Annotated in this window: 20 protein-coding genes and 1 pseudogene; 5 read left to right on the forward strand and 16 right to left on the reverse strand. The window is 69.7% G+C overall.

Annotated elements, in window-relative coordinates; all coding sequences use genetic code 11:
- From MFF42_RS21340 to MFF42_RS21350, 3 genes and pseudogenes are all read right to left on the reverse strand, one after another.
- A pseudogene (locus MFF42_RS21340) lies at positions 1–346 on the reverse strand (molybdopterin-binding protein); the annotation flags it as partial.
- Positions 347–350: 4 nt separating this feature from the next.
- Positions 351–1,070, reverse strand: a complete 720-nt coding sequence (locus tag MFF42_RS21345; RefSeq protein WP_238257564.1) for an XdhC family protein — start codon at positions 1,068–1,070, stop codon at positions 351–353.
- Positions 1,071–1,135: 65 nt separating this feature from the next.
- Positions 1,136–1,459: an XdhC family protein gene (locus tag MFF42_RS21350; protein WP_238257566.1), complete on the reverse strand. Its 324-nt coding sequence runs from the start codon at positions 1,457–1,459 to the stop codon at positions 1,136–1,138.
- Positions 1,460–1,639: 180 nt separating this feature from the next.
- On the opposite strand from MFF42_RS21350, the gene MFF42_RS21355 reads away from it, so the two are divergent.
- Positions 1,640–2,752, forward strand: a complete 1,113-nt coding sequence (locus MFF42_RS21355) for a branched-chain amino acid ABC transporter substrate-binding protein (RefSeq protein WP_238257567.1) — start codon at positions 1,640–1,642, stop codon at positions 2,750–2,752.
- A gap of 326 nt (positions 2,753–3,078) precedes the next feature.
- Positions 3,079–3,357, forward strand: a complete 279-nt coding sequence (gene infA, locus MFF42_RS21360) for a translation initiation factor IF-1 (protein WP_017486696.1) — start codon at positions 3,079–3,081, stop codon at positions 3,355–3,357.
- Positions 3,358–3,542: 185 nt separating this feature from the next.
- Here the strand turns inward: infA and parC are convergent, their stop codons facing one another.
- Positions 3,543–5,789 (reverse strand): DNA topoisomerase IV subunit A, encoded by a 2,247-nt coding sequence (gene parC / locus MFF42_RS21365; protein WP_238257569.1) that lies wholly within the window; start codon positions 5,787–5,789, stop codon positions 3,543–3,545.
- A gap of 121 nt (positions 5,790–5,910) precedes the next feature.
- Complete coding sequence (gene recO, locus MFF42_RS21370) at positions 5,911–6,651, reverse strand: DNA repair protein RecO (RefSeq protein ID WP_238257571.1); 741 nt, start codon at positions 6,649–6,651, stop codon at positions 5,911–5,913.
- A 128-nt stretch (positions 6,652–6,779) separates the two neighbouring features.
- On the opposite strand from recO, the gene MFF42_RS21375 reads away from it, so the two are divergent.
- Both MFF42_RS21375 and MFF42_RS21380 read left to right on the forward strand, forming a co-directional pair.
- The gene (locus MFF42_RS21375) at positions 6,780–7,172 is read left to right on the forward strand and encodes a hypothetical protein (RefSeq protein WP_238257573.1); all 393 of its coding nucleotides are present in this window, start codon (positions 6,780–6,782) and stop codon (positions 7,170–7,172) included.
- A gap of 44 nt (positions 7,173–7,216) precedes the next feature.
- Positions 7,217–7,939, forward strand: a complete 723-nt coding sequence (locus MFF42_RS21380; protein ID WP_238257575.1) for a gamma-glutamylcyclotransferase — start codon at positions 7,217–7,219, stop codon at positions 7,937–7,939.
- 74 nt (positions 7,940–8,013) lie between these two features.
- Here the strand turns inward: MFF42_RS21380 and MFF42_RS21385 are convergent, their stop codons facing one another.
- From MFF42_RS21385 to MFF42_RS26615, 4 genes are all read right to left on the reverse strand, one after another.
- A complete protein-coding gene (locus tag MFF42_RS21385) occupies positions 8,014–8,799 on the reverse strand; it encodes a lytic murein transglycosylase (protein ID WP_238257577.1) in 786 nt (261 codons plus the stop codon).
- A 239-nt stretch (positions 8,800–9,038) separates the two neighbouring features.
- Complete coding sequence (gene dnaE, locus MFF42_RS21390; protein ID WP_238257579.1) at positions 9,039–12,560, reverse strand: DNA polymerase III subunit alpha; 3,522 nt, start codon at positions 12,558–12,560, stop codon at positions 9,039–9,041.
- Between the two features lie 424 nt (positions 12,561–12,984).
- On the reverse strand, positions 12,985–13,287 hold the full coding sequence (locus tag MFF42_RS21395) for a helix-turn-helix domain-containing protein (RefSeq protein WP_238257581.1): 303 nt from the start codon (positions 13,285–13,287) through the stop codon (positions 12,985–12,987).
- A complete protein-coding gene (locus MFF42_RS26615; RefSeq protein ID WP_350395590.1) occupies positions 13,284–13,391 on the reverse strand; it encodes a type II toxin-antitoxin system RelE/ParE family toxin in 108 nt (35 codons plus the stop codon). Before MFF42_RS26615 ends, MFF42_RS21395 begins: the two co-directional genes overlap by 4 nt.
- On the opposite strand from MFF42_RS26615, the gene MFF42_RS21400 reads away from it, so the two are divergent.
- Entirely contained in the window at positions 13,338–13,682 is a 345-nt protein-coding gene (locus tag MFF42_RS21400) for a hypothetical protein (protein ID WP_238257582.1), read from the forward strand. The two genes, MFF42_RS26615 and MFF42_RS21400, sit on opposite strands and share 54 nt — an antisense overlap.
- On the opposite strand, the gene MFF42_RS21405 is transcribed toward MFF42_RS21400, so the two are convergent.
- The 7 genes from MFF42_RS21405 to MFF42_RS21435 form a co-directional block, all read right to left on the reverse strand.
- On the reverse strand, positions 13,677–14,387 hold the full coding sequence (locus MFF42_RS21405; protein ID WP_238257584.1) for an ABC transporter ATP-binding protein: 711 nt from the start codon (positions 14,385–14,387) through the stop codon (positions 13,677–13,679). The two genes, MFF42_RS21400 and MFF42_RS21405, sit on opposite strands and share 6 nt — an antisense overlap.
- Positions 14,388–14,402: 15 nt before the next feature.
- Positions 14,403–15,722 carry a lipoprotein-releasing ABC transporter permease subunit gene (locus tag MFF42_RS21410; RefSeq protein WP_238257586.1) on the reverse strand — a complete coding sequence of 440 codons (1,320 nt, stop codon included), beginning with the start codon at positions 15,720–15,722 and terminating at the stop codon, positions 14,403–14,405.
- 12 nt (positions 15,723–15,734) lie between these two features.
- Positions 15,735–17,060, reverse strand: a complete 1,326-nt coding sequence (gene proS / locus MFF42_RS21415) for a proline--tRNA ligase (RefSeq protein WP_238257588.1) — start codon at positions 17,058–17,060, stop codon at positions 15,735–15,737.
- A 499-nt stretch (positions 17,061–17,559) separates the two neighbouring features.
- Positions 17,560–17,898, reverse strand: a complete 339-nt coding sequence (locus MFF42_RS21420) for a DUF1467 family protein (protein ID WP_238257589.1) — start codon at positions 17,896–17,898, stop codon at positions 17,560–17,562.
- A 64-nt stretch (positions 17,899–17,962) separates the two neighbouring features.
- Positions 17,963–18,367: a methylmalonyl-CoA epimerase gene (gene mce, locus MFF42_RS21425; RefSeq protein WP_003598176.1), complete on the reverse strand. Its 405-nt coding sequence runs from the start codon at positions 18,365–18,367 to the stop codon at positions 17,963–17,965.
- A gap of 137 nt (positions 18,368–18,504) precedes the next feature.
- The gene (locus MFF42_RS21430; RefSeq protein WP_238257590.1) at positions 18,505–20,178 is read right to left on the reverse strand and encodes a ribonuclease J; all 1,674 of its coding nucleotides are present in this window, start codon (positions 20,176–20,178) and stop codon (positions 18,505–18,507) included.
- Positions 20,179–20,197: 19 nt separating this feature from the next.
- Positions 20,198–20,734, reverse strand: a 537-nt coding sequence (locus tag MFF42_RS21435; RefSeq protein ID WP_238257592.1) for a biotin--[acetyl-CoA-carboxylase] ligase, incomplete at its 5' end; no start/stop codon positions are given.

Consider the following 20,734-nt stretch of genomic DNA (forward strand, 5'->3'; position numbering starts at 1 on the left):
CCGTGATCGCCTCGTCGACCGCGTTGACCGCGTCGACGCAGGCCGGCGCGACCACGAACACCCCCGCGGCCTCGGCGAAGAGGTTGCAGCGCCCGGTGAACGGCGCCTCCGCCCGCAACCCCGCCCCGGCGAGATGGCCGGCGAGGCGGGCCGCCGCCGCGTCCTCACCGACATCGCCGGGCTCGAGCCGCACGGCCAGGATCTCGGGGATTCCGGATTCGGCCAGCCGCAGGGCCTCCTCCGCCGGGATCGGCTGCCCCTTCTTCAGGCCCGCGCCCTCGGCGCGCACGGTATGGGCGGCGATGAGCCCTGCGCTGTCGCGTGTCGCGACCGGTCCGAACTGCATCGGCTCAGCGTCCCGTCGGCGCCGCGTCGCGGCCCTCGATGCGCCCCTTGCGCAGGGTCGCGACGAGCTCGGCGAGGATCGACAGGGCGATCTCGGCGGGCGAGACCGCACCGATATCGAGCCCGATCGGCGCGTGGATCCGGCCGATCGCCGCCGCGTCGAACCCCGCCTCCCCGAGGCGCTCGACGCGCCGCGCATGGGTCTTTCGCGAGCCCAGGGCGCCGATATAGGCGCAATCCGCCCGCAGGGCCGCGACGAGGGCGGGATCGTCGATCTTCGGGTCGTGGGTGAGGGCGGCGAGCGCCGTGTAGGCATCGAGCGGGCCGATGGCGGCGAGCGCCTCGTCCGGCCATTCGGCGATCAGGCGCACACCGGGAAACCGCTCCGGGCTGGCGAACGCGGTGCGGGGATCGATCACCGTGAGGTCGAGATCGAGCCCTCCCGCGAGCGGCACCAGCGCCTGCGAGATATGGACGGCCCCCACCACGACGAAGCGCACCGGCGGCGCGTGGACGGCCACGAAGACGGGACGCCCGTCCGGGCCCTCGCCGAGGCCGCTGCGGCCGCTGCGCAGGCGCTCGCGCAGCAGGGGGCCGAGCGGATCGGCGTCGATCTCGGCGGCGCGCACGAGGCGCTGACCGCCATCCTCGGGATCGGTGACGATCAGGGCCGGGCGGCGCGCCGCGCGCTCCGCGTTGAGGGCCGACAGGATGTCGAGGCGCATGGGATCTGTCGCTCGATGCGAGGCGGGCACGCGCTCGCGGGGAAAACGGTGGTCGCGCGGAAAAATCAGTCGATGCGTTCGACGAAGACGCGGATGCGGCCGCCGCAGGAGAGGCCGGCCCGCCACGCCGTCTCGTCGGCGACGCCGAATTCCAGGGTGCGGGAGCGCCCGTCCGCGATCACGTCGAGCGCCTCGGTGATGACCTCGCCCTCGACGCAGCCGCCGGAGACCGAGCCGAGGAAGCGGCTGTCGCCGTCGATGACGAGGTGGCTTCCGACCGGGCGGGGCGCCGAGCCCCAGGTCTCGATCACGGTGGCGAGCGCGACCGCGCGCCCCTCGCGCCGCCAGCCCTCGGCGGCGCGCAGGATGTCGTCCTCGGTGGAGAGCATGGGCTTCACGTCCTGAAAGCTTCGGTTCCGCCGCCCCCGACCGTCCCGTCTCCGGAGAGGTAGGCGTCCCGGCCCGTTCCGCAATGCGGCCCGGGATGCGGCCAACGGCGGCGCTTGCCAGCGCCGCGAGCGGGCCGCATCAAGATCCGGGGACATTCCGGCGGCCGGACGGGGGGTGGTGTGACGAAGCGGAGCGCGTTGGCAACCCTTCTCGCCCTGACGCTCGCGGGTCCCGCCGGCGCCGCCGATCCGCTGAGGATCGGGCTCGCCGCCCCCTTGAGCGGGCCGGATGCCGGGTTCGGCCAGGGGGCGCGGCTCGGCGCCGAGCAGGCGGTCGCCGAGATCAACCGCGCGGGCGGGGTGCTGGGCCGCAAGCTCCAGCTCGTGGTGCAGGACGATGCCGCCGACCCGAAGCAGGCGCCGGCGCGGTCGCGTCCGATCGCCGGCAGCGGCGTGCGCTTCGTTATCGGCCCCCTGACCTCCGGGGCGGCGGCTGCGGCGAGCCCGGTCTACGAGGAGGCCGGCATCGTCTCGGTCACGCCCGGCGCGACCTGGGCGCCGCTGACCCGCCGCGGTGCCGGCCTGCTGTTCCGGCTCTCCGGCAGCGACGCACAGCAGGGCGCGCTCGGCGGCGCGCTGCTCGCCGAGCGCTTCCGCGGCAAGCCGGTCGCCATCGTCCACGACAAGACCAGCTTCGGCCGCGGCCTCGCCGACGAGGCCGCCCGCGCCTTGAAAGCCCGCGGCGGGCAGGAGCGCCTGTTCGAGGGCGTCTCCCGCGACGACCGCGAGACGGCCGCCCTCGTCGCCAAGCTGCGGGCACTCGGGATCGAGGCGCTCTATTTCGGCGGCCTGTCCGCCCCGGCCGCGGGGTTGATCCGGGCGATGCGCGAGGCCGGCCTGACGACAGTGGTGATCGGCAGCGACGGGCTGCTCGACAGGGAGTTTTCGCAAGTTCCCGGGGCCGAGGGCACGCTGATGACGGTGTCGCCCGCGCCCCCTCGCCTGCCCGAGCCGAAGGGTACCCGGACGCCGCGGAGCTCGGAGGCCGAGATGTTCGCCGCCCCGGCCTACGCGGCGGTCGAGGTCCTGCGCCAGGGGATCGAGGGCGCGCGCTCGGTCGAGCCGGCCAAGGTCGCGGCCACCCTGCATAGCGGTGTGCCCCTTCGCACGGTGCTCGGCGAGGTGGCGTTCGACGCGGGCGGCGACCTCGTGAAGCCACCCTTCACGGTCCAGGCCTGGCGCCGGCTTCCCGACGGGCGGCTCGACTTTGCCGGCAACGAAGTTTCGCCATAGGGCCGTTCCGAGACGGTGAAGGCCGCGAAACCCACCTTTGGTTGAGGTCAAGCGGCCGTTCCGCCGCGGATATTCTTGCACAAACCGCCTCCGACGCTTAAGTCGCAGGCTTGGTGCCCTTCGCGAAACGCCCGTCGCGCCGCTTGTCCGGCCGAAGGGAGGACTCCCCGATCCGGGAGTTTCGCGAAAGGCGCCCGACGCCCGGCATCGCTGACGCCTCTCGTCCCGAGCGGATCGGACCCGCAGCGCCGCGCGTTTCGCACGACAGACCGATTTTTGAATTTGCCGGAGCGCCCCGTGCAGGCAGCCCGGCCGGAGACAGGTGCATGGCGAAAGAGGAATTGATGCAGTTCGACGGCTTGGTCGTCGAGATCCTGCCGGACGCGCGCTACCGCGTGCAGCTCGACCAGGGTCACGAGATCGTCGCCTACACGGCCGGCAAGATGAAGAAGAACCGCATCAAGACCCTGGCCGGCGACCGCGTCACCGTCGAGATGTCCCCCTACGACCTGGAAAAGGGCCGCCTCGTGTTCCGCCACAAGGACGAGCGCTCCTCCGGCCCGCGTCCGCCCCAGCGCGGCGGCCAGCAGTTCCGCCGCCGCTGAGGCGACGCCTTCGCATCGTCCGCCGTCATCGCGAGCCTCGGCGAAGCGATCCAGCGGCGCGAGCTCTCCGGAAAGGGCGGAGCGCTGGATTGCTTCGGCTCCGCCTCGCAATGACGGGAAGGACTTCACGAGGCGGCCCTTCGGTCGATCGGACTCGTTGAGCACCGCCCCAAAATCCCAAGAAATTACTTCCCGAACCGCTCGAATTTCGGGAAGCTGCGGGTCATCAGCGTGCCGGCATCGGACCGGTGGCCCATCCACTTCTCCAGCATCGCGCTCTGAGCGAGCCGCGCCTGACCCGAGCCGTCGCGCCAGGGCAGGCCCTCCGCCAGGGTGAAGACGCAGGCGTCGGCGAGCTGGCTCTGGCGGCAGCGCTGCAGGCGCACGCCCTTGCCACGGCCGAGCTCCGTCACCTCGGAGGCCGGGAAGACCAGCATCAGCTTGTCGGACGAGCAGACAGCGATGTGGTCGCCCTCGGCCGGCACCAGCAGCACCGCGCTGACCCCCTCGTCGAGCCCGAGGATCGCCTTTCCTTTCCGGGTGTTGGCGACCAGCGCGTCGGAGGGCGCGATGAAGCCGCGCCCGTCGGAGCCCGCCACCAGCAGCTTGCTGTCCGGCTTGTAGGGCAGCGCCGCGACGATCTCGGTGCCGTCGTCGAGATCGACCATCAGCCGCACCGGATCGCCGAAGCCGCGCCCGCCGGGCAGCTTCGAGGCTTCGAGGGTGAAGACCTTGCCGTTCGAGGCGAGCAGCAGGATCTTTGCCGTGGTCTCGCTGAGGAAAGAGACCTTCAGGGTGTCGTCGCCCTTGAAGGCGACCCCCGCCAACTCGGTCACGTGCCCCTTGAGCGCCCGGATCCAGCCCTTCTCGGACAGGATGACCGTGATCGGCTCGCGCTCGACCATGGCGGCGGTGAAGTCGATGCCGGCGGTGTCGGGCGGGTTCTCGAGGGTGGTGCGCCGCTTGCCCAGCTTGGTCTCGGGCCCGAACGTCTTCTTCACCGCGCGGATCTGCTTGGTGATCTCCGTCCACTGGAGCTTCTCGGAACCGAGCAGGGCCTCGATCCCCTCCTTCTCCTTCGTCAGCTCCTCGAACTCGCGCTTGAGCTCCATCTCCTCCAGCCGGCGCAGGGAGCGCAGGCGGGTGTCGAGGATGGCGTTGGCCTGGAGTTCGGTGAGTTCGAACCGCGCCATCAGGGCCGCCTTCGGCTCGTCCTCCTCGCGGATGATGCGGATCACCTCGTCGAGGTCGAGATAGACGATGAGCAGTCCGCCGAGGATCTCCAGGCGGCGCTCGATCTGGCCGAGGCGATAGCCGGAGCGGCGCTGGAGCACGACCCGGCGGTGATCGACCCATTCCCGCAGGCACTCCGCCAGTCCGATGACGCGGGGCACGACGCCGCCGACCAGCACGTTGAGGTTCAGTGGGACCCGCGCCTCCAGCTCCGAGAGCCGGAACAGCGATTCCATCAGCATCACCGGATCGACCGAGCGCGAGCGCGGCTCCAGCACGACGCGCACGTCCTCGGCCGATTCGTCGCGCACGTCGGCGAGAAGCGGCAGCTTCTTCTCCTGGAGGAGGTCGGCGAGCTTCTCGATGAGCCGCGCCTTCGGCACGCCGTAGGGGATCTCGGTGACGACGATGTTCCAGGTGCCGCGGCCGAGATCCTCCTTGGCCCAGCGCGCGCGGACGCGGAACCCGCCGCGGCCGGTGCGGTAGGCCTCACGGATCACGTCGGGTGAATCGATCAGGATGCCGCCGGTGGGGAAGTCCGGCCCCTGCACGAAGGTGCAGAGCTGCTCCGAGGTCGCCTCGCGGTTCTGGATCAGGTAGAGCGCCGCGTCGCAGAGTTCGGCGGCGTTGTGCGGCGGGATCGAGGTCGCCATGCCGACCGCGATGCCCTGCGAGCCGTTGGCCAGAAGGTTCGGGAAGGCCGCCGGCAGGACGACGGGCTCCTCCTTCTCGCCGTTGTAGGAGGGCCGGAAATCGACCGTGTCCTCGTCGATCCCGTCGAGCAGGAGCCGGGCGACCTCGGTGAGACGCGCCTCGGTGTAGCGGTAGGCGGCCGGGCCGTCGCCGTCGATATTGCCGAAATTGCCCTGGCCATCGACCAGGGGGTAGCGCTGGGCGAAGTCCTGGGAGAGGCGCACCAGCGCGTCGTAGATCGCCTGGTCGCCGTGGGGGTGGAAGTCACCCATCACGTCGCCGACGATCTTCGCGCATTTCTTGAACGCCGAACTCGGATCGAGCCGGAGCAGGCGCATGCCGTAGAGGATGCGCCGGTGCACGGGCTTCAGGCCGTCGCGGGCATCGGGCAGCGCGCGCTGCATGATCGTGGAGAGCGCGTAGGCGTAGTAGCGCTCTTCCAGCGCCGTCTTCAGCTCGACGCTCTCGATGCCGTCGCCCGGCGGCGGCAGGACGGGCTGACCCATCACTCACTCCCCATCGTCAATCCGGACCGGATGCCGGCCCCTCGCCCGCATCCGTCCCCGCGGTCCGGCAGGACCGACCGCGTTCCCTTCGAAATCACGCAGGAACATAACACGAACATCATCACCCCTGGCCAGTGCCGAGTGCGACGAATCGTGCCCGCTCCTCCGGCGCGCCCTGCTGCCTCGGGCGCCAGACGTGCTGATCGAGGAAATATCCCGTCAAGGTAAACCCCTCCCGAACGTCCTGGCCGTCCGGCATGCGCCAGCCGCTGCCGGGCTGGTCGCGGTCGCGCAGGAAGGGCGGCAGGGCGAGCAGGCGGTCACGATAGGGTTCCCCCGCCGAGGCGCTGACCGCCCGCCCACTCTTCGGCGAGACGTAGACCAGGGCGTCGTTGGCGCCGGTCGCCGCGCAATGCGACAGGTCGAGGCCGAAGCCGAGGCCGGCGAGCAGGGCGAGTTCGAACCGGACCATCAGCGCGGGTGCGATCTCCGGTTCGTCGAGATGGGCGATCAGGATCTGCGCCGCCTCGTAGAGCGCCGGATGCGGGTCGCGCTCGGGCAGGAGCCGCAGCAGCGTGGAGAGATGGCCGATGCCGTAGAGCGCCAGCCCCGAATCCATCAGCCGCGAGGCGTTCATGGTCAGCGGCTCGACGGCGTAGGAGCCGAGCGCCCCGTCGAGCCGCGCCCGCCACGTGGCGCGCAGCGTGTTGCCGGGCTGGAGCATCGGCTGCATCCGCCGCGAGCGCCCGCCATGGACGAGCCCGAGATGGCGGCCGTGCTCCGGCGTCATCAGTTCGAGCACGACCCCGGTCTCGCCGTGCTTGCGCAGGCCGATCACGAGGCCTTCGTCGATCCATTGCATGAGAGAGAGATAATCATTCCGGGGCCGGAACGGGACTGCCTCGCGCAGCGAAATCGGGTTGCGACGGCGAACCCGTTTCCCGCCATGCGCGAAATTGCTAAGCTTTCTGCCGTTCGGGAGATTCGGCGATGGTCGGGCGGCGCGGTGGAGTGGTGCTGGCGATGGTCCTCGCGGCCGGCGGCTGCACCGCGACCGCGGCACCGACCGCACCGGCGGCCTCCACCGGCACGGTGCGCGAGCGCATCGCCGCCCTGGCCCTGCGGCAGGTCGCCTTCGGCTCGGTCTCGCTGATCCCGGTGCGGTTCGCCCACAGCCGGATCGCCGGCCCGTTCGAGGATGGCGGCCGCCGGCTCTACTGCGTCTCGACCCGGATGAGCGGCCGCACCTTCGGCAAGCCGGAGCGGCCGAAGCTCGTGGTGCGGGAGGAGGCCGGCGCGCTCACCGTCCTGCGCGACGAGGAGGAAGTGTGCGAGGGGCACCGCAGCGAGCCGTTTCCGGAATTGGATTCGCCGGGGGCCTGAACGGGGTTGCGCGCACGTCCCCGAAAATGCTCCGCTCCGGCCCGATGGCCCTTCGTCCCCTGTCGCTCTCCCTCGACCTGATCGCCCGTGCCCATCCCGACCCCGTTTCCGACGACCCGAACGCGCTGACGCTGCTCGCCGACGACGACCTCGCGCCCGAACTCGACGCGATGCTGGCGCGCCGCGCCTCGGCCGACGGGGGCCTGTGGGTGTTCGCCTACGGGTCGCTGCTGTGGAGCCCGGAATTCGCCTTCACCGAGCAGCGGCTCGGCACGCTGCGGGGGTGGCACCGCCGCTTCTGCCTGCTGCAGCGGCGCTATCGCGGCACGCCGGAGAATCCGGGCCTCGTTCTGGGGCTCGACCGGGGCGGGATCTGCCGCGGCGTCGCCTTCCGGCTGGACGATGCCGACCCGCACGCGACCCTGATGCCGGTCTGGCGGCGGGAGATGAAGGGCAAGGGCTACGAGGGGCGCTGGGTCACGGTCGAGACGGCGGCCGGACCGGTCACGGCCCTGACCTTCATGGTGAACCGGCGGAGCGACCGCTACGCCGGCCGCCTCTCCGACGAAGAGCTCGCGCGCAGGATCGCGACGGCCTGCGGGCATCTCGGCCCGAGCGCCGAGTATCTGTTCCGCACCGTGGAAGCCTGCGCCCGGCTCGGCATCCACGACCGGCACCTGTGGTCGCTCCAGGCGCTCGTGGCCGAGCGGCTGCGGGAAGGATGCGCGTCGCCGCTCGTCCGTCATCGCGAGGCGGAGCCGAAGTGATCCAGAGCACCGCCCTACCCGGCACGGTCGCGCCCTGGACTGCTTCGCTCCGCTCGCGGTGACGGATCGAAGGACTACTGCCCGTCGATCCGGGCGCCGAGGAGCGCGATGGCGCGCTGATAGACGCCGGCGGCGTTCCAGCCCTGGATCGCCGCGAAGTTCGGCTCGCCGGGCTGGTAGCCCGCGCCGCGCTGCCAGCCATGGCCCTTCAGGAAGTTGGCCGTGGAGTTCAGCGCGACCGGGGCGCTGTCGAGGCTGCCGCCGACGCCGTAGGTCAGCACGTTCTTCGGGAGGAACTGGGTGTGGCCGACCTCGCCGTGGGCGGCGCCCCGGGTCGTCGGCGTCAGCACGCCGCTGTCGACGAGCTTGAGCGCGGCGTAGAGCTGCTCGGTGAAGTAGGCCGAGCGGCGGCAATCGTAGGCCAGCGTGGCCACCGCCGAGAGCGTGTTGACGTTGCCCTTCACGGCGCCGAAGCCGGTCTCCATGCCCCAGATCGCCAGGAGCGGACCCGGCGGCACGCCGTAGCGCTGCTCGATCGAGGCGAAGAGCGCCGCGTTCTGCGCCTTGAGGGCGCGCCCGCGGGAGACGATGGTGTTGCCGCCGCGCTTGGCCAGGAACTGGTCGAGGGAGAGCTTGAAGCTCTTCTGACCGCGATCGGCCGAGATGGTCGCGGTGGAGTAGGAGGTGTTGGCCAGAGCCGCCAGCGCCGTCGGGCTCGCCCGCCCCTTGGCCTCGGCGATGAACTCGTCCTTCCAGGACTCGAAGCCGGCGGCAGTGTTGCCGCACTGCGCCGCCTGCGCGGCGCCGGTCAGCCCCACCAGGGCGGCGGCCGCCATCAGTCTCAAACCGTGTCCGGTCATCCCACACTCCATCAGGCGGCGGTTACGCGGCGCCGCGGCATTCGCAAGGGCTTCGGCCGCTCCCCGGAGGCAGGCGGGCTCCGCCAGCCGGAGCCCATGCCGTGACCTCGCGATCGGCCGAACCATACCTTGGCAGAATCACCGAGCTGTGGCGGCGGTGAGGCACGAACGGATCTGTCACACCCATATCTTGCGGAGGTGACGGGTTTGGTTACCGGCGGGTTCGTCCGGCGGCGGTCTCAGTTCACCTCCACCTGCACCACGCCCGGCACGGCGCGCAGGGCGCCTGCGACCTGCGGCGTCGCCTGATAGCGGTCCTTCAGGCGCACCTCGACCTCGCGCTCGCCGCCGTCGAGGATCAGGATCAGCGAGACCTCGCCCTCCCCGCGCAGGGTCAGGCGCTGCTGCACCGAACTCAAGGCCCGGTCGTCGCGCAGGAAGATGCGCATCCCCTTCTGGTGGCGGGCGGCAGCCTGATCGAGGGGCTCGGCGGTGGTGATGCGGGCGCGCACGTCCTCGCCCTCCAGGTTCGCCTGGATCGTCAGCACCAGCGGACGGCCGGGTTCGAGGATGTCGCGGTACTGGTTGAGCCCTTCGGAGAAGATGATCGCCTCGAAGTGGCCGGTCTGGTCCGAGAGGATGACGATGCCGAGCTTGTTGCCGCTCTTGGTGCGCCGCTCCGAGCGGTCGAGCACCGAGGCGGCGATGCGGCCGACGCTGGCCGAGCCCGCCCGCACCGCCCGGCAGAAATCGGCCCAGGACTGGACCCGCAGCTTTTCGAGGATCGGCCCGTACTCGTCGAGCGGGTGGCCCGAGAGGAAGAAGCCGATGGCGTCGCACTCGCGCTTGAGCTTGTCGGTGTGGGTCCAGAACTCGTGCGGCGGGATACGCAGAGCTACATCGACCGAGGCGACGCCGCCGAACATGTCGGTGATGCCGGAGGTCTCGGCCTCGGCCGCGCCTTGCGCCATCTTCATCATCGGCTCGACCGCGGCCCAGGCCCGCGCCCGGTCGGGCTCGATGCAGTCGAGCGCGCCCGCCGCGATCAGGTTCTCCAGGGTCCGCTTGTTGACGTGGCGCGGGTTGAGGCGCCGGGCGAAGCAGGCGAGGTCCTTGAACGGCGTGTCCCCGCGGGCGGCGACGATCGATTCCACCGCCGCGCGGCCGACCCCCTTGATCGCGGCGAGCGCGTAGAGGATGCGCCCCTCCCGCACGTCGAAGACGACGCCGGAGGTGTTCACCGAGGGCGGCTCGACGGTGATCTTAAGCCGCTGCGCGTCCTGGCGGAATTCGGCGAGCTTGTCGGTGTTGTCGATGTCGAGCGTCATGGCGGCAGCCAGGAACTCGACCGGATAGTTCGCCTTCAGATAGGCGGTCTGGTAGGTCACCAGCGCGTAGGCCGCCGCGTGGGACTTGTTGAAGCCGTAATCGGCGAACTTGGCCAAGAGGTCGAAGATCTCGTTGGCTTTCCCCTCAGGAATTCCGCTCTCCAGGCAGCCCTTCACGAAGCGGTCGCGCTGGGCGTCCATCTCCGCCTTGATCTTCTTGCCCATGGCGCGGCGGAGCATGTCGGCCTCGCCGAGCGTGTAGCCGGCCAGAACCTTGGCGACCTCCATCACCTGTTCCTGGTAGACGATGATCCCGAAGGTCTCCCGCAGGATCGGCTCCAGCATCGGGTGCGGGTACCAGCTCGCCTCGTTGCCGGCGTCGCGCCCGAGCTTGCGCTCGCAATAGACCGGGATGTTGGCCATCGGGCCCGGCCGGTAGAGCGCCACCAGCGCGATGATGTCCTCCAGGCGGTCGGCCTGCATCTCGCACAGCGCTTTCCGCATGCCGGCCGATTCCACCTGGAACACCGCCACCGTCTCGCCGCGGCCCATCGGCTCGTAGGTTTTCTTGTCGTCGAGCGGGATCTGGGCGAGGTCGACGTCGATGCCGCGCTGCTTCAGCAGGTCGGTGCAGCACCGCAGCATGGTGAGGGTCTTGAGGCCGAGGAAGTCGAATTTGACGAGGCCCGCCTGCTCGACCCACTTCATATTGAACTGGGTCACCCGCATCCCGGTCTTCGGGTCTCGGTAGAGCGGCACCAGCTCTTCGAGCGGCCGGTCGCCGATCACCACGCCGGCGGCGTGGGTCGAGGCGTGGCGGTGTAGGCCCTCGAGCTTCTTCGAGATCTCGATGAGCCGGGCGACGATCGGCTCCTCCTCGATCGCCTGCTGCAGCTTCGGCTCGCCCTCGATCGCCTGCGCCAGGGTCACGGGGTTCGCCGGATTCTGCGGCACGAGCTTGGTCAGCTTGTCGACCTGACCGTAGGGCATCTCCAGCACGCGGCCGACGTCGCGCAGCACGCCGCGGGCCAAGAGCGTACCGAAGGTGATGATCTGCCCGACCTGCCGCTCGCCGTAGCGCTCCTGCACGTAGCGGATCACCCGCTCGCGGCCCTCGACGCAGAAGTCGATGTCGAAGTCCGGCATCGAGACGCGCTCGGGATTCAGGAAGCGCTCGAACAGCAGGCCGAAGCGGAGCGGGTCGAGGTCGGTGATGAGGAGCGACCACGCCACCAGCGAGCCCGCGCCCGAGCCGCGGCCCGGCCCGACGGGGATGTCGTGGTCCTTGGCCCACTTGATGAAGTCCGAGACGATCAGGAAGTAGCCCGGGAACTTCATCTTGACGATGACGTCGAGCTCGAACGTCAGCCGCGCGCGGTAATCCTCCTCGGTGAAGCCGGGGGCGGTGCCGTGTTGCTTCAGGCGCAATTCCAGCCCGGCCTCGGCCTGGCGGCACAGCTCGGTCGGCTCGTCGGCGGCGACCGCCCGGACCGGCGCCTCGGCGGCCTCGGCCAGAGCCTCCGCCATGGGCGGGGGCTCGCCCGCCGCGACGCTGGAAAAATTCGGCAGGATGGGCTTGCGGGTGCGCGCCCGAACGGCGCAGCGCATGGCGATCTCGACGGAGGCCGCGAGCGCGTCCGGCAGATCGCGGAACAGCTCCATCATCTCGGCGCGCGTCGTGAAGGCGTGGCGCGGCGTGAGACGGCGGCGGCGCTCGTCGGAGACGAGGCGGCCCTCCGCGATGGCGAGCAGGGCGTCGTGGGCGTCGTAATCGCCGGGCTTGGCGAAGAACGGCTCGTTCGTCGCGACGATGCCGAGGCCGTTTCCGTCGGCGAGGCGCAGCAATTCGCGCTCGACCGCGCGCTCGTCGTCGAGGCCGTGGCGCTGGATCTCGACGTAGAGGCGCTCCTCGCCGAACGCCCCCTTCAGGACCTCCAGGCGACGCGCCGCCTGATCGGCGCGGCCGGTGCGCAGGCTGGTGTCGAGCGGGCCCGTGAGCCCGCCGGTCAGGCCGATCAGCCCGTCGACATTGCCCTCCAGCGCCGAGACGGCGAGGTTGGGAGCGGCGCCGAGCGGGCCGTCGAAATGGGCGCGGCTGCCGAGCCGCAGCAGGTTGCCGTAGCCGGTCTCGTCCTGGGCGAGCAGCACGATGTTGGCGCAGCCCGCCTGCGGCATGCGCGCCATCGGGTCGGGCGCCTCGAAGCAGACGGTGAGCTGAAGGCCCGCGATCGGCTGGATGCCGGTGCCGGCGGCCTTCTCCGAGAATTCGAGCGCGCCGAACAGGTTGTTGGTGTCGGTGAGCGCCAGCGCGGGCTGCCGGTCGGCGGCCGCCGCCTTGACCAAGTCGGCGACCTTCACGCCGCCTTCGAGCAGCGAGTAGGACGAGTGGACGTGGAGGTGGACGAAGCCGATTTCTTTGAGTGTGCGCGCCATGGGGACCCTGCTCGGAGCCCCTTAAGATCGCCGCTCAGGCCCTTCCAAGTCTGTCACCGATGCGCCGCACCGGGGACGATATCCACCGTTCTTCCCCGCCGAAGCCGCCCACCCCCGCGACGCGGGGCGGAAAAGGCCTGCCCGCCACCATTTCCTGTGCGCAACGCTTTCGGAACGGGAACAAACCGCGCCCGAACGCAGGACGTTAATGGATCGGCGCCAAGGCTACCGCCCAGAGCGCCACCGCGCCGAAGAGCAGGCCGAAGGAGGTGAATTCGACGAGGCTGGTGAGGAACACGCGCTTGGTCATGGCTTCCACTCCGTGTTGATGGAGTGATTTTTGTTCCTGTTTTGTTCTTTGTAAAGCCCAAATCCGGATGGCGGGTGGGGCGTGGTTAAAAAATTCCTACGCCCGGTTGAAGGCTCAAGCTGCAGGTCGCTCGCGCAGCGTGACCACGACATCGACCTGCTGGCCGAGCCGGTTGAGGATGGTCATGAGACGATCAACGGTGAAGCGATCGAGCTTGACCCGGCGGATGCGGGAGAAGTCCGCGGCGGCGATTCCCGTCGCCGCCTCGGCGGCTCTCACGGTCAGGCCGCGACGGTCGAGGCAGGCGATGATCTGGGCGCCGAGCAACGCCTTCAATTGCTCGGCATCGGCGTTCGTGCTTCCGAAATCGCGGAAGACGTTGCCGCTGCCGCGGACGAGTTCGAAGTCGTCGCTCATGAGAGAGCCTCCTTCAGGCGCTTCAAGCGCTCACGCACGGTGTCGATCTCGTGCTGCGGTGTCTTGATCCCGCTCGTCGATTTCTTCTGAAAGGCGTGAAGCACCCAGAGATCGCTCCCGATCTGCACGGCGTAGACGACGCGGAACGCATCTCCCCGGTGGCGCAGCGCAACTTTTCAGATGCCCGCCCCCAATCCTTGCATCGGCTTGACGATGTCGGCGCGCTCGCCTTCCGCGGCGACGGTGAGCGCGCGCAGGCACTCCTGCCGAGCATCCGGCGGAAACGACTCGAACGCCTTTCGGGCTGCCTTGATCCACGAGATCGGGCGCGTTCGCCGCGTCATGCCGCCATTGTTGTCGTATTTGACAACATTGGCAAGAACGCCCGCTTATGAGAGCTGCTCGATCATCCCGTCGCGGATGGTCACGCGCCGGTCCATGCGGCCGGCGAGTTCCATGTTGTGGGTCGCGATCAGTGCCGCGAGGCCGGAGGCGCGCACGAGCTGGAGCAGGATGTTGAAGACCCGGCCCGAGGTCTGCGGATCGAGGTTGCCGGTGGGCTCGTCGGCGAGCAGCAGGCGGGGGCCGTTGGCGACCGCGCGGGCGATGGCGACGCGCTGCTGCTCGCCGCCTGAGAGTTCGGCCGGGCGGTGCGGCAGGCGGTCCTTGAGGCCGAGGAAGCTCAGGAGTTCGGCGGCGCGGGCCTCGGCCTCCTTGCGGGCGAGCCCGCGGATGAGCTGGGGCAGCACCACGTTCTCCAGCGCCGAGAACTCGGGCAGCAGATGGTGGAACTGGTAGACGAAGCCCATCTCCTCCCGCCGCAGGCGGGTGCGCTCGGCATCCGACATGCCCGCGGTCGGCTGGCCGCCGATATAGACCTCGCCGCCGTCGGGCCGCTCCAGGAGGCCGGCGATGTGGAGCAGGGTCGACTTTCCCGCCCCCGAGGGCGCCACCAGGGCGACCAGCTCGCCCGGCCAGATCGCCAGATCGGTCCCGCGCAGGATCTCGAGCGCGCCCTCGCCCTGCGTGTAGCGGCGCTGGACGCCCGCGAAGAACAGGGCCGGCACGGGCTGGGCGCCGCCGGCATTCGTCTGAGCCATGATCGGGGCGTTCCGTCAGCCGTAGCGCAGGGCCTGCACCGGATCGAGCCGGGCGGCGCGCCAGGAGGGATAGAGGGTCGCCACCAGCGACAGCAGGATCGAGGTGATCACGATGATGACGACCTCGCTCGTGTTCATCTCCGCCGGGATCTCGGCGAGGAAGCGCACGGTGGGGTCCCAGGCGGTGGGAAACAGGGTGCGCTGGATCGGCTTGATGTTGAGGGTGAACAGCACGCCGCCGATGAGGCCGATCGCCGTGCCGACGAGGCCGATCAGCGCCCCGTTGATGAGGAAGACCCGCATGATCGTGCCCGGCGTCGCGCCCATGGTGCGCAGGATCGCGATGTCCGAGGACTTGTCGCGCACCAGCAGGATCAGCCCCGAGATGATGTTGAGCGTCGCCACGATCACGATGAGGTTGAGGATCAGGAACATCACATTCCGCTCCACCTCCAGGGCGCCGAAGAAGGTGCGGTTGGTCTGGCGCCAGTCGGTCAGGAGGATCGGGCGCTCGGCCGCCATCTCCAGGGGCTCGCGCATCTCGCCGACCGCATCGGCGTCGTCGATGTAGGTCTCGATCACGCTGACGTCGCCGTCGCGGTTGAAGAAGGCCTGGGCCTCGTTGAGCGGCATGAAGGCCATGGTGGTGTCGAAATCGGTCACGCCGATCTCGAAGATCGCCTTGACGGTGTAGGCCTTGGTGCGCGGGGCGGTGCCGAAGGGAGTGCTCGCGCCCTTCGGCGTCGAGAGGGTGACCTGATCGCCCGCCTGCAGCCCGAGGGAATCGGCGAGCCTTTTGCCGAGGGCGACGCCCTGGCCGTCGTCGAAGCCCTCCAGCGTCCCGCTCTTGATGGCCGAGGAGATCGCCGGGATCTTCGGCAGGTCGGCTTCGCGCACGCCCCGCACCAGCACGCCGGAACCGCCATAGGGCGAGGAGGCGAAGGCCTGCCCCTGCACCATCGGCACCACGGCGCGCACGCCCGCGACCTTCTCCAGCCGGTCCGAGAGATCGACGTAGTCGGTGAAGAGCCGGTCGATCGGCGCGGCGAAGACGTGGCCGTTGAGGCCGATGATCTTGGAGCGCAGTTCCGAGCGGAAGCCGTTCATCACCGAGAGCACGATGATGAGGGTGGCCACGCCCACCGCGATGCCGAGCACCGAGAACAGGGCCACCACCGAGACGCCGCCGCCCCGGCGGCGCGCCCGCAGGTAGCGCCCGGCGATGAGCCACTCGAAGCCCGCGAAGGGCGGGGTGGAGGCGCTCGCACGGGCGCTTCTCAGCCGTGCCAGGACGCCGCTCAGGGAGATGCGGCCCTTACCCAAGGCGAGCGCCATCGCGGCCGATCCTCAGACGCGCCGGATCCGGGCGGGGAGATCGACCGGATCGAGGGTCTCGCGCTCCCCGCTGGCGCGACGTTTCAGCTCGACCTTGCCCTCGGCGAGCCCCTTCGGGCCGACGATGACCTGCCAGGGCAGACCGATCAGGTCGGCGGTGGCGAACTTGGCACCCGGCCGCTCGTCCCGGTCGTCGTAGAGCACCGACAGGCCCGCCGTCTCCAGAGCCGCCTGGATCTCGGCGCAGGCGCCGTCGCAGGCGCCATCGCCGACCTTGAGGTTGATCAGGGCCACGTCGAAGGGGGCGATCGCGTCCGGCCAGATGATGCCGGCCTCGTCGTGGCTCGCCTCGATGGTCGCGGCCACGAGCCGGCTCGGGCCGATGCCGTAGGAGCCCATATGGACCGGCCGCTCCGCCCCGTCGGGGCCGGTGACGACCGCCTTCATCGGCGCCGAGTACTTGGTGCCGAAATAGAAGATGTGGCCGACCTCGATGCCGCGGGCGGAGAGCCGCGCGGTCTCCGGCACCTCGGCGAAGACCGCCTCGTCGTGCATCTCGTCGGTGGCGGCGTAGTGCGAGGTCCAGGCATCGACGACGCCCTGCAGCCCGGCCACGTCGTCGAAATCGACCGACGGCGGCGGCACCGGCATGTCGAGATAGGCGCGGTCGCAGAAGACCTCGCTCTCGCCGGTCTTGGCCAGGATGATGAATTCGTGGCTGAGATCGCCGCCGATCGGACCCGTGTCGGCCCGCATCGGGATCGCCCGCAGGCCGAGCCTCTCGAAGGTGCGCAGGTAGGAGACGAAGACCTTGTTGTAGGAGTGGCGCGAGGCGGCCTGATCGATGTCGAACGAGTAGCCGTCCTTCATCAGGAACTCGCGCGAGCGCATGGTGCCGAAGCGCGGACGCACCTCGTCGCGGAACTTCCACGAGATCTGATAGAGGTTCTTGGGCAGATCCTTGTAGGATCGGGCGCTCGCGCGAAAAATCTCGGTGACGACCTCTTCCGCGGTCGGGCCGTAGAGCAATTCGCGCTCGTGGCGGTCCTTCAGGCGCAGCATCTCCTTGCCGTAGGCCTCGTAGCGGCCGGACTCGCGCCACAGATCCGCGGCCTGGATCGTCGGCATCAGGATCTCGACGGCGCCCGCGCGGTCCTGCTCGGCGCGGATCACGTCGCAGACCTTGTTGAGGACGCGCAGGCCCAGCGGCAGCCACGCGTAGATGCCGGCCGCCTCCTGACGGATCATCCCGGCGCGCAGCATCAGCCGATGCGAGACGATCTCCGCTTCCTTCGGCGTCTCGCGCAGAATCGGCAGGAAGTAGCGGGAGAGACGCATCGATCGACCTTGGAAGACGGCGGGCGCAGCCGGGGGAGGAGCTAGGCCAGCGTGCGAAGGCACACAACACATTGCCCCCGCAAAACACAAGCGCCCTGCCAACACAGGATCGGTTCGCAATGAGGCGGAACGAAGCCGGCGAAGCAGCGCCGCGCCCCTCCCCCAGCGGAGGACGGGGGCGGTTTGCCGCGCCCTTTGCAAAAAAGCGCCGCGAACCGTCTCTCGCCTGATGACAAAGGGAAATCTTCTTCCTATAAGCAGCGCCGTGATGGTCGTTGCCCACGAGGCAGCGCACGGTCCGGGTCTTGGGAGGAACAATCAGCCGCCGCGCCGTAAGAAATGCGCGAGAAAATCTGGCTGGAACAGACTGCATTTGTTCAAAGCAAGGCCTCGTGCCTTGCTTTTTTATTTTGGGGCGTCCCCTGGCCCGCGCCACCTCGGTCTCAGGTCGCTGACCGGCGGGCAGCAGACGTCTCTGCTTGGCGCGGCCCCTTCGCCCTCACAACCGGGCGAGCGGGAAGATCAGAAGGGCTGCGAAGAACGCGACCGCAGCCAGGATCGTCGTCAGCAGGGCCTTTTCGCGCAGGCGCGGGCTCGCCGGCGCCCCCGGATCCTGGCCCGGCACCAGCCGCTGCGGATCGGCCTCGGCGGCGTTGCCCAGCGGCAGGATCGCGAACAGGAAGGTCCACCACAGGACGAAGTAGAGCGCCAGCGCGCCGAACACCGTCAGCTCGAACCCCTTCACCGCCACCGCCGCGAACAGGGCGATCAGCACCGCCACCGTCAGGAGGGTCAGCGGGGTCGAGGCGGTCAGGGTGCGAAGAGGCGAGCGGGTCATCGTTCTCGAACGGTCGAGGAACGGCCGGGCCGGCGCCCGACCGAATTGCGTCGAAGCCGGTCTTTCAGACCTGCTCCAGCTCCACCAGCGTCCCCAGAAAATCCTTGGGGTGGAGGAAGATCACCGGCTTGCCGTGGGCGCCGATCCTCGGCTCGCCGGTGCCGAGAACCCGGGCGCCGGCCGCCTTCATCTGGTCGCGGGCGGCGATGATGTCCTCGACCTCGTAGCAGACGTGGTGGATGCCGCCGGCCGGGTTCTTGTCGACGAAGCCCTGGATGGTGGAGTTCTCGCCGAGCGGCGACATCAGCTCGACCTTGCTGTTGGGCAGTTCGACGAACACCACCGTCACGCCGTGCTCCGGCTGCGGCAGCGGCTCGGTCACCTTGGCGCCGAGCGTGTCGCGATAGACCGCCGTCGCCGCGTCGAGGTCCTTCACCGCGATGGCGACGTGATTGAGCCGTCCGATCATGTTTGTTTTCCTCCCTGCCCTGCTCCCGTCATTGCGAGCGGCAGCGAAGCAATCCAGTAGCGCGACATCTCCGGATGATGCGGAGCGCTGGATTGCTTCGGCTTCGCCTCGCAATGACGGGGCGCCTCTTCAGTCTATCACACCTCCACCACCTGCACGTGGCAGGCGGGCTTCTTGCCCCAGGCCTCGTTGACGGCCGAGCGCACGGCGCGGTCGACCGCGATCTCCACGGCCTCCGAGTCCTTCATCTTGCCGCGCGACAGGCCGTTGATCGTCCGGTTGACCGTGTCGACCACGGTGTCGAGCAGCGGCTCGCCGTCGCGTCCGCGATTGGGCAGGCCCATGATGTCGACCGCCGGCTCGCCGGCCATCTCGCCGCGCTCGTCGATGGCGAGCGCCACCGAGACGATGCCGGTCTGGGCGAGCTTGCGCCGCTCGGGGATCGCCCGATCCTTGGAATCGATCAGGACGTTGCCGTCCTTGTAGAGCCGCCCGGCGCGGACGTGCTCGACCACTTCCGGCTTGCCCGGCGCGAGGCGCACCACCGCGCCGTTGCGGGCCTTGACCACCGCCTCGACGCCCTGCGAGCGGGCGAAGCGCGCGTGCTCGTCGAGATGCAGCGCCTCGCCGTGGACCGGCACGACCGCTTTCGGCCGGGTCCAGCCATACATCGACACCATCTCCTCGCGGCGGGGATGGCCCGAGACGTGGACGAGTTCGGTGCGGTCGGTGATGACCTCGATGCCGTCCTCGATCAGGTCGTTGATGATGGCGCCGACGTCGCGCTCGTTGCCGGGGATGGCGCGCGAGGAGAAGATCACCCGGTCGCCGGCGGTCAGCGAGATTGCCGGATGGTCGTGGCGCGAGACCCGCGACATCGCCGCCCGCGGCTCGCCCTGCGAGCCGGTGAGCAGGCAAACCACCTTGTCGCGCGGGATGTGCGAGTAGGAATCGGCCGAGAGGAAGTCCGGCAGGCCGTCGAGGTAGCCGCATTCGCGGGCGACATCGATGACCCGGTCCATGGCGCGCCCGACCGCGATCACCTGGCGGCCGCAGGCCTGGGCGGCCTCCGCCACGGCGCGGATGCGGGCGACATTGGAGGCGAAGGTCGTCACCGCCACGCGGTGGGGGGCGTTCTCGATCAGCTTGCGCAGGGTCGCGGAGACCTCCGCCTCGCTCGGCGAACGGCCCTCGCGCAGCACGTTGGTCGAGTCGCAGATCAGCGCGAGGATGCCCTCGTCACCGAGCTTGGTGAAGGCGTCCGGCGAGGTCGAGTCGCCCGCCACCGGCGTGTCGTCGAGCTTCCAGTCGCCGGTATGCAGCACGAGGCCGTGCTCGGTGCGGATCGCCACCGCGTTCGATTCGGGAATCGAGTGCGCCACCGGCACGAATTCGAGCTCGAACGGGCCGACGGTGACGCGCCGGCCCGGCTTGATCTCGCGCAGGTCCACCTTCGGCGCGCCGGGCTCGGACAGGCGGCGGGTCTCCAGAAGCTGCTTGGCGAAGCGCGTGGCGTAGACCGGCGCCTTGAGCCGCGGCCACAGCTCCGAGATCGCGCCGATATGGTCCTCGTGCGCGTGGGTGATGAAGATGCCGAGGAGATCTTTCCTGCGCTCCTCGATGAAGGTGAGGTCGGGGAACATCAGGTCGACGCCCGGCAGTCCCTCCTCGCCGGCAAACCCCATTCCGCAATCGACCATGATCCATTTGCGCTGCTTCTCGGGTCCGATCCCGTAGAGGCCCGCATTCATCCCGATCTCGCCCACGCCGCCGAGCGGCACGAAGACGAGTTCGTCCTGCCGTGTCGTCATCTTGTTCGTCTATCCAGTCTCAGGCCGCCGTCGCGGCACTTCCGAAATGCACCTCGCCCGCCGTCACGGTTCGTCGGGTTCCATCCGGGGCGAGGATCACGAGCCGCCCCCCCTCGTCGATCGTTTCAAAGATGCCCGTCAGCGTGGCCTCGGCCATGCGAACCGACACGGGGGCACCCACCCCCGCCGCGCGCTCCAACCACCGCCGCCGGATGTTCGAGAATCCGCGCCCCTTGTTCCAGATCCGGACGGCTTCCACAAACCGTTCCGACAGGAATTCGAGCAGCATCGGCGCATCCGCCGCGGAAAAGGCGGACAGAGCCGCCGCCGGATAGGGCAAACCGTCGGGCGCCGCCGCGACGTTGACCCCGAAACCGATCACCACCGCCCGCCGCCCGCCCGGCAGCGTCTCGGCTTCCAGGAGGATGCCGGCGAGTTTTCGGCCGTCGGCGAGCACGTCGTTCGGCCATTTGAGATGGATGGCGGGGGATGCCGGAGCAAGACCGTGCGGCGACGCTGCATCCCCTCTCCCCGTGCACGGGGAGAGGGCTTCGGC

Source organism: Methylorubrum podarium (assembly GCF_022179745.1).
Lineage (GTDB): Bacteria > Pseudomonadota > Alphaproteobacteria > Rhizobiales > Beijerinckiaceae > Methylobacterium > Methylobacterium podarium.

Bases quoted from the DNA above. Each gene is read 5' to 3' on its own strand.
- MFF42_RS21345 (WP_238257564.1), bottom strand. From the start codon at position 1,070: ATGCGCCTCGACATCCTGTCGGCCCTCAACGCGGAGCGCGCGGCGCGC.
- MFF42_RS21350 (WP_238257566.1), bottom strand. From the start codon at position 1,459: ATGCTCTCCACCGAGGACGACATCCTGCGCGCCGCCGAGGGCTGGCGG.
- infA (WP_017486696.1), top strand. From the start codon at position 3,079: ATGGCGAAAGAGGAATTGATGCAGTTCGACGGCTTGGTCGTCGAGATC.
- parC (WP_238257569.1), bottom strand. From the start codon at position 5,789: ATGGGTCAGCCCGTCCTGCCGCCGCCGGGCGACGGCATCGAGAGCGTC.
- recO (WP_238257571.1), bottom strand. From the start codon at position 6,651: ATGCAATGGATCGACGAAGGCCTCGTGATCGGCCTGCGCAAGCACGGC.
- MFF42_RS21375 (WP_238257573.1), top strand. From the start codon at position 6,780: ATGGTCGGGCGGCGCGGTGGAGTGGTGCTGGCGATGGTCCTCGCGGCC.
- MFF42_RS21380 (WP_238257575.1), top strand. From the start codon at position 7,217: ATGGCCCTTCGTCCCCTGTCGCTCTCCCTCGACCTGATCGCCCGTGCC.
- MFF42_RS21385 (WP_238257577.1), bottom strand. From the start codon at position 8,799: ATGACCGGACACGGTTTGAGACTGATGGCGGCCGCCGCCCTGGTGGGG.
- dnaE (WP_238257579.1), bottom strand. From the start codon at position 12,560: ATGGCGCGCACACTCAAAGAAATCGGCTTCGTCCACCTCCACGTCCAC.
- MFF42_RS21395 (WP_238257581.1), bottom strand. From the start codon at position 13,287: ATGAGCGACGACTTCGAACTCGTCCGCGGCAGCGGCAACGTCTTCCGC.
- MFF42_RS21405 (WP_238257584.1), bottom strand. From the start codon at position 14,387: ATGGCTCAGACGAATGCCGGCGGCGCCCAGCCCGTGCCGGCCCTGTTC.
- MFF42_RS21410 (WP_238257586.1), bottom strand. From the start codon at position 15,722: ATGGCGCTCGCCTTGGGTAAGGGCCGCATCTCCCTGAGCGGCGTCCTG.
- proS (WP_238257588.1), bottom strand. From the start codon at position 17,060: ATGCGTCTCTCCCGCTACTTCCTGCCGATTCTGCGCGAGACGCCGAAG.
- MFF42_RS21420 (WP_238257589.1), bottom strand. From the start codon at position 17,898: ATGACCCGCTCGCCTCTTCGCACCCTGACCGCCTCGACCCCGCTGACC.
- mce (WP_003598176.1), bottom strand. From the start codon at position 18,367: ATGATCGGACGGCTCAATCACGTCGCCATCGCGGTGAAGGACCTCGAC.
- MFF42_RS21430 (WP_238257590.1), bottom strand. From the start codon at position 20,178: ATGACGACACGGCAGGACGAACTCGTCTTCGTGCCGCTCGGCGGCGTG.